The 7,390-nt window shown below is 49.5% G+C and carries 7 protein-coding genes; 2 read left to right on the top strand and 5 right to left on the bottom strand.

Going from position 1 to position 7,390, the window contains the following annotated elements; all coding sequences use genetic code 11:
* Positions 1-17: 17 nt before the first annotated feature.
* The 4 genes from bioD to bioB are packed head-to-tail and all read right to left on the bottom strand — an operon-like array spanning position 18 to position 3,704.
* Positions 18-698, bottom strand: coding sequence for a dethiobiotin synthase (bioD, locus tag BIZ37_RS18420; protein ID WP_107297552.1), 681 nt, complete (start codon positions 696-698; stop codon positions 18-20).
* The gene (gene bioC / locus BIZ37_RS18425) at positions 691-1,515 is read right to left on the bottom strand and encodes a malonyl-ACP O-methyltransferase BioC (protein ID WP_187462722.1); all 825 of its coding nucleotides are present in this window, start codon (positions 1,513-1,515) and stop codon (positions 691-693) included. The genes bioD and bioC overlap by 8 nt, the downstream gene beginning before the upstream one ends.
* Entirely contained in the window at positions 1,505-2,665 is a 1,161-nt protein-coding gene (gene bioF / locus BIZ37_RS18430) for an 8-amino-7-oxononanoate synthase (RefSeq protein WP_187462723.1), read from the bottom strand. Before bioF ends, bioC begins: the two co-directional genes overlap by 11 nt.
* Entirely contained in the window at positions 2,652-3,704 is a 1,053-nt protein-coding gene (gene bioB, locus BIZ37_RS18435; RefSeq protein ID WP_187462724.1) for a biotin synthase BioB, read from the bottom strand. Before bioB ends, bioF begins: the two co-directional genes overlap by 14 nt.
* Positions 3,705-3,844: 140 nt before the next feature.
* Between bioB and bioA the strand changes: the two genes are divergently transcribed.
* Together bioA and BIZ37_RS18445 are read left to right on the top strand one after the other, a co-directional pair.
* A complete protein-coding gene (gene bioA / locus BIZ37_RS18440) occupies positions 3,845-5,125 on the top strand; it encodes an adenosylmethionine--8-amino-7-oxononanoate transaminase (protein ID WP_187462725.1) in 1,281 nt (426 codons plus the stop codon).
* 118 nt (positions 5,126-5,243) lie between these two features.
* Complete coding sequence (locus tag BIZ37_RS18445) at positions 5,244-5,810, top strand: LON peptidase substrate-binding domain-containing protein (protein WP_107297547.1); 567 nt, start codon at positions 5,244-5,246, stop codon at positions 5,808-5,810.
* Between the two features lie 77 nt (positions 5,811-5,887).
* On the opposite strand, the gene BIZ37_RS18450 is transcribed toward BIZ37_RS18445, so the two are convergent.
* Positions 5,888-7,102 (bottom strand): ROK family protein, encoded by a 1,215-nt coding sequence (locus tag BIZ37_RS18450; RefSeq protein ID WP_107297546.1) that lies wholly within the window; start codon positions 7,100-7,102, stop codon positions 5,888-5,890.
* Between the last annotated feature and the right edge of the window lie 288 nt (positions 7,103-7,390).

A 7,390-nucleotide genomic window follows, 5' to 3' on the forward strand; every position in this document is an offset into this window, starting at 1 on the left:
GTCACAAGCTAAAACTTTTACAGGCTAAGCGGTGACAGGTCGATGTAGTTCGACAGGTTGCGCTTTTTGATACCCGGCATGTATGGGATCTCACCCAGTTTCTTACCCGGTAAGTTTTCTTCCAACATACGAATGATATCAGCATAGTTCTCGGTGCCTGGATTAATGCGGTTTGCCACCCAGCCAACCACTTCCAAGCCATCGTTCTTGATCGCTTCTGCAGTCAAGATAGCATGGCTCAAGCAGCCTAGCTTGACACCCACAACCAAGATAACTGGCAGTTTTTCCTGCTTAACCCAGCTAGACAGGTAGTCGTTCCACGAAACAGGGACACGCCAGCCACCTGCACCTTCAACCAGAACAACATCAGACTTTTGTTTGAGGTGCTGCAAACCGTTAGACAGCACATCAAACTCGATAACACGGTCTTCCTGTTCAGCCGCCAGATGCGGGGAAATGGCCGCTTCAAACGCGTATGGGTTAACTTCGTCGTACTCAAGCTCTACAACCGATGCGTCTTGAATATACAAGGCATCTGAATTACGCATACCATTAGCAGTCGGTGCGCTACCAGATGCGACCGGCTTATAACCCGCCATCTTGATATTCGCGCTAGCTGCAGCATGAAGAATGGCGCGAGAGGCTACAGTTTTACCTACTTCAGTATCTGTACCTGTTACAAAGAAAGCGTTAGTCATTAATAATTACTCCAAAACAGACTTGGTATGTTGCCGGCAGCCGATCATCCTCATGTCGAAACTCATCATAAGCGCTCTCTAATGCCTTAAACGTCTTTCGACCGGCCAAGCCTGCTTTTCGCCCCTGATGAATATGTGTTGCCCCTATACCTTTCAGATCTTTCATAAGGTCAACTGCCGAGCGGTAATACATGGTGATTGGCAGGAATTCTAGGTCAACCTCTGTACACCCCGCTTGCGCCAGCGCAAGTTTTATGGCCTTTTGCGAAAGAAACTGGTTTACATGTTGATATTGATCAACCTGTTTCCATGCATAAGAAAGCTCATGCAGTGATCCTTCCACCAGCGTAGAAAAGACGATATGGCCGCCTAGCTTTACCACACGGCGCAACTCCCTAAGTGGCACAGACAGATCATCACACCACTGCAAGGCTAGGCTAGTGAAGGCACAATCGAATTGGTTATCAGCAAGCGGCAAGCGCTCAGCATCCCCCTCAATATAGGTAACACCTTCACCACAACGCTGCTTTGCCTGCTCAAGCATCTGGCAAGACAAATCCGTCGCGCAAACCCTCATTCCCCTTAGCTGCAACTGCTCGCTGAAATACCCAGTCCCACACCCCAGATCCAGAACTTGGCTATCCGCGACATTGAGCGCCGGTAATTTCGCCATGAGGTGATGGCCTACCTGCCGCTGGAATGCCGCTGATTGATCATAGTGCTTTGCGGCTTTGCCGAAGGCATCTGCGATTGCTTGCTTATCGGTAACAACGACATCGTCCAAAGAAGGGACTGCAGTTTCTGCATTATTCTTCATGCCATACCTCATTGATTGCCTGTGCTAACGCACGTATCTCAGTGTCTTTATGCGCGGCGGTCAGGGTGATCCGCAATCTTGCAGAATTAGCGGGAACCGTGGGTGGCCGGATGGCACTGACCCATAGCCCGCGCTGACGTAGTTTGTCAGCAAATTTGACTGCCCGCTCACTGCTCCCCACCATCAACGGCTTGATTGGGGTTTGCGTATTTACTATCTCGACGTCTGGTAATAGGTATTGCGCCAAACTGTCGCTATGATCAGCAAGTTTCACCCGGCGCCAATTATCACGCTGGATAATGCCACACGCCGCTGACAAAGCATGTGCCTGTGCGGGCGGCATGGCGGTGGAATATATGAAATGGCGGGCAAATTGCACCAGATACTCGGCGACATCATGGCTACACAGTATTGCCGCGCCTTGCAAGCCAAACGCTTTGCCGAACGTCACCACCAAAATATCGGGCTTGATACCGGCAAAATCACAGCTTCCCCGGCCAGACTCACCGAGCACCCCACAGCCATGGGCATCGTCAACTACCAACATACTGCTGGATTGCTGGCAAACATGGGCTATGTCGGCAAGCGGTGAGAGGTCCCCGTCCATGCTGAATACCCCCTCGGTCACAACGAGTTTCGGGGAACTATCAGGAATACGTGCCAACAGACGGGCGAGAGAAGAAGGGTCATTATGGGCAAAGCGCCTCATCGAGGCAGGTGAGAGCATCCCCGCTTCTATCAAAGATGCATGGTTGAGCTTATCTTGTAGTAGGTGATCGCCCTCCTGAAGCAGGGCAAATAGCAACGCCTGGTTAGCGCTAAAACCACTGTTGAACAACAGCGCTTGCTCAAAGCCCAACCACTCGGCTAACTGCGATTGCAAATGCTGATGCGGCGAATAAAAACCTGTCACCAACGGACTGGCACCGCTTCCGGCACCATAGCGAGATAGCCCGTCTTGCCAAGCAGCAACCAGTACAGGATCTTGCGCAAGGCCAAGATAGTCATTGCTAGAAAAGTTCAGCAATGACTGTTCCCGAAACTGCACAGACATATCTTGTCCGCGGTGGAGGCAGTTCACGGCCCGGTAAAGCCCTTGTGCCTGTCTTTGTTCAAGGGCTGAAGCGATGCGTTGATTAAACCGATGCATCGTAGAACAAATCATCCTTGCTTGGCCGCGCGGCAACTCGCTGGGCGACTTGCCCCAACAACTCCTGTGCCTGCACTTCATCCGGCTTAGCGGCCTGTTCCTGGCGGTTGATCCCTAGCTTGGCAAACAATTGCATGTCTTTGTCTTCGCCCGGGTTAGGTGTCGTCAGCAGCTTACAACCGTAGAACACCGAGTTTGCACCCGCCATAAAACACAATGCCTGCATCTGTTCGTTCATGTCTTCCCGGCCAGCCGATAAACGCACCGCCGATTTAGGCATAATGATACGTGCGACCGCGATGATACGAACGAAATCGAACGGATCGACATCATCAACAGACTCAAGCGGTGTCCCTTTCACCTTCACCAACATGTTAATTGGCACACTCTCGGGGTGAGTCGGTAAATTAGCAAGCTCAACCAGCAATCCGGCTCTGTCACGGGAACTTTCACCCATACCGATGATGCCGCCGGAACAGATCTTCATGCCGGCTTCGCGCACATGGCTCAAGGTATCAAGGCGGTCTTGGTATGTGCGGGTTGTGATGATATTGCCGTAGAATTCCGGCGAGGTATCAAGGTTGTGGTTGTAATAATCCAAACCGGCTTCAGCGAGTTCGTTGGCTTGCTCGCCGGTGATCATGCCAAGGGTCATACAGGTTTCCAGTCCCATGGACTTCACCCCGCGCACCATATCCAATAGGTACGGCATATCGCGCTCTTTCGGGTTCTTCCATGCAGCCCCCATACAGAACCGGGTCGCGCCTGATGTTTTGGCTTTCTGTGCCGCATCCAGTACACGCTCAACTTCTAGCAGACGCTCTCGTTCTACATCGGTACGGTAATGCGCACTTTGCGGACAGTACTTGCAATCTTCAGGGCATGCGCCTGTTTTGATTGAAAGCAACGTGCTCACCTGTACCTTGTTGGGATCATGGTACTGACGGTGTACCTGCTGGGCCTCAAACACCAAATCCATAAATGGCTTATCAAATAGCGCTTGAACTTCCTCGACTGTCCAGTCGTGACGTACTTCCACGTGTAATCACCTCTTATTATGTGCTCAACGTGCTCTAATTTGAGCCGTTGAGATTTTGCATTCATTGCTTCTTGTTACTTGGCTAGTCTACTTTCAGACGGTAGACTGTCAACCACCAACAAGGAGCAAGGTTTACAACTGTGCAAAAAACACGCGATAAAGTCGATTTGGAATTTGACCAGAAGCACGTCTGGCACCCTTACACTTCAACACTCAACCCACTGCCATGCTATCCAGTAGTCAGTGCCAACGGGGTATATTTACAACTTGAAGATGGACGGGAAATTATTGATGGGATGTCGTCATGGTGGTCAACCATCCACGGTTATAACCACCCAGCTCTGACCGAGGCAGCCAAAGCCCAGCTCGACAAAATGTCACATGTCATGTTCGGCGGCATTACCCACCAGCCTGCCGTTGAGCTTTGCCGTAAACTGGTAGATATCACACCAGAGCCCCTCCAGCACGTATTCCTAGCTGATTCAGGTTCCGTTGCGGTGGAAGTTTCCCTAAAAATGGCCTTGCAGTACTGGCATGCCAAAGGAGAGCGCCGACCGAAGTTCTTGACGGTTAAACATGGCTATCACGGTGATACATTTGCTGCCATGTCGGTCACCGACCCAGATAACTCTATGCACAGTCTTTATAAAGGGTTCTTACCGGAGCATATTTTCGCCCAATCACCTGAAAGTGGCTTCTTTGACGAGTGGCAGGAATCAGATATTGATGACTTCCGCTACCAGCTAGAGCAGCACCACTCAGAAATTGCTGCTGTGATCATCGAGCCTATTGTCCAAGGGGCTGGAGGGATGCGTATTTACCATACGACCTTCCTTCAGAGGGTGCGTCAGCTATGCGACGAATACGGAATATTGCTCATCGCCGATGAAATTGCGACCGGTTTTGGCCGGACAGGAAAATTATTTGCTTGCGAACATGCGGGTATCAGTCCTGATATTATGTGTGTGGGCAAGGCGCTCACCGGCGGGTACATGACCCTATCGGCCACCTTAACCAGTACACATGTCGCAAATACGGTATGTGGCGGCGAAGCGGGGTGCTTTATGCATGGACCTACCTTTATGGGCAACCCTTTGGCCTGCGCCGTGGCCAATGCCAGCTTGGATATCCTCGCCCAAGGCCACTGGCAACATCAAGTGAAATCAATTGAAAAACAACTAGCTGAGTCACTTCCCGAGATAGGAAAGCTGGATAAGGTCAAGGACGTTCGCTGGCTTGGTGCCATCGGTGTTGTCGAGTTGTATGAACCCGTTGATATGGCCCGTATTCAAGAAACTTTTGTAGACAGCGGCGTCTGGATTCGCCCTTTTGGCACACTTGTCTACATAATGCCTCCTTTTATCATTAACCAACAACAACTTAGCCTTCTTACATCTGCCATCCAGTTAGCACTTAAGTAGTATCGAAAAGCAGACAACGTCTAATAGTTGTCTGCTTATACTTTTCCTGAACGTTATAGCAATCCCAACTTATGATTGGATCGTATTTATAATGAATAACGTCAGTAAGGCTAGAACTATGCAATTACCACTATTTCCGTTACAGATTTACCTGCTACCAGGCGGGATAAGTAAATTGCGGATTTTCGAACCTCGCTACACCCGTTTGGTCAAACTGGCTATGGGTGATGGCAATGGCTTCGGTCTCTGCATGAAAGACGAAGATTCTCTGTGTCATTTCGGTACCCGAGTGATCATCACTGATTTCGAAAAACTTCCTGATGGCCTATTGGGTATTACTATCCGGGGCGTTGAAAAGTTTTTAATCAACAAACATTGGCAAGAAGACGATGGGCTGCGGTTTGGTGATGTCACTCCGATGTCCAATTGGACGCCCAGCCAAATTAAGTTTGTCGACCGGGACATATCTAACAGCTTGAAAGCCTTGTTTGAAGAGTATCCCGAACACGCAGAAAACTATCCCCTGCCCGATTACAATGATATGACCTGGGTCTGCCAACGATGGCTAGAGTTATTGCCTCTGGAAACAAACCAAAAGCAATGGTTTATGAGCCGCAATGACCACCGTGCAGCGTTATCATTTCTGCACAATGTCATTGATGAGCAATTGAAAAGAGACAGCTAAGATACAACCCAATCAAAGCACATGTCTGTGGATGTGAATTTTTACAAAGACATGCTGACTTATAAAACCAATAAAGACTAACCTTCAATCAATTTCATCAGCAAATGGCCGTCATACATGGCCTGCTTCACCAAAGCCGCACCAGGCATGGTTGCCTGGGTGTAGAACGAACTCTGTTCGATCACCAAATCACGGTTATACACCGGCAAAGATTGATTACGTACACACTCCATAATCGCAGGGTACAAAATATCTTTTGCCCGGTTGAATTCACCGCCAATGAGGATCTTCTCCGGGTTGAACAAGTTAACCATGATCGCGATCGCCTGCCCCAAATGGTGTCCCAGCTCGATAATAACCTGACGCGCCAACGTATCACCCGCAATGGCCGCGTCACAGATCCGCTCTATCGTCAGGCTTTTGCCGTGCAAAGAAGATGGATGCCCCTCACGCAAACGCTGCTCCACTTGCTCGATAACGGCTTTCACACTGGCGACAGTTTCAAGACAACCATGATTGCCACAGAAACATCGCTTGCCATAAGGTTTGATTTGGATATGGCCTAGCTCACCGACATTACCAATGCGGCCTTGCAGAACCACATTATCGAGTACGATACCGGCACCAACACCATGGTGGATAGACACCAGGATGGAATTGGCCACATCCCTGGAGTTACCAAACAGTTTCTCGGCCAAGGCCCATGAACGGGTATCATTGCCGATAAACACGGGTAACCCTGTTGCTTGGTGAATTGCAGGTCCCAGTTCGAGGTTATGCACCTCGTAGTGCGGCATCTGGATAATCGTACCGGCCTCGGCATTGACGACACCGGGCAGCGAGACTGCAATTGCTGTAATACGATCAAGCTCACTCACATGATTGGCAAAGAAAGTGTGAATTTCAGAGATAAGCTTTTTCAGTACTTCATCTTGGTGGAGTACATCGATATCCTGCCGTTCTTCCACCAAGATATCACCGCCCAATTCGTGTAGGGCAATGGTTAAGTACCCTCGCCCGAGGCGAAGGGACATAAATTGCCAACCTTCGTTAGCAGGCACCAAACCGACAGCAGGTCGCCCCCGGCTAGAAGATTCCTGGATCGCGGTTTCTTTGATCAAGTGCGCATCAATCAGCTCACGAGTAATTTTAGTAATGCTCGCGGGCGCTAATTGGCTGCGTTTGGAAAGCTCAATGCGGGAGATTGGGCCAAACAAGTCAATAAGCTTGTATACGCTGCCGGCATTATTTCTTTTGATGTGGTCGATGTGACCAGGCTGGGCGACATACATGCCTAAACTCCCGATAAAATCTGTCATCATTTAATACAAATTGAATTTTTTTACTTTGCGAACTAATTGTGAAGCCGATTATGTTAAGTCCGTGACAATGGTCACGGGGATTCATGAAAAACAAGACGATATTTGTGCCAGCTCTCATTATATCGCAAAACTATTGCCTTTTTTTTAACTACAAAAATTAACCTTGATCAAAGAAACCGCGATCCAGGAATCTTCTAGCCGGGGGCGACCTGCTGTCGGTTTGGTGCCTGCTAACGAAGGTTGGCAATTTATGTCCCT

It is taken from the genome of Photobacterium sp. BZF1 (assembly GCF_014349205.1).
Lineage (GTDB): Bacteria > Pseudomonadota > Gammaproteobacteria > Enterobacterales > Vibrionaceae > Photobacterium.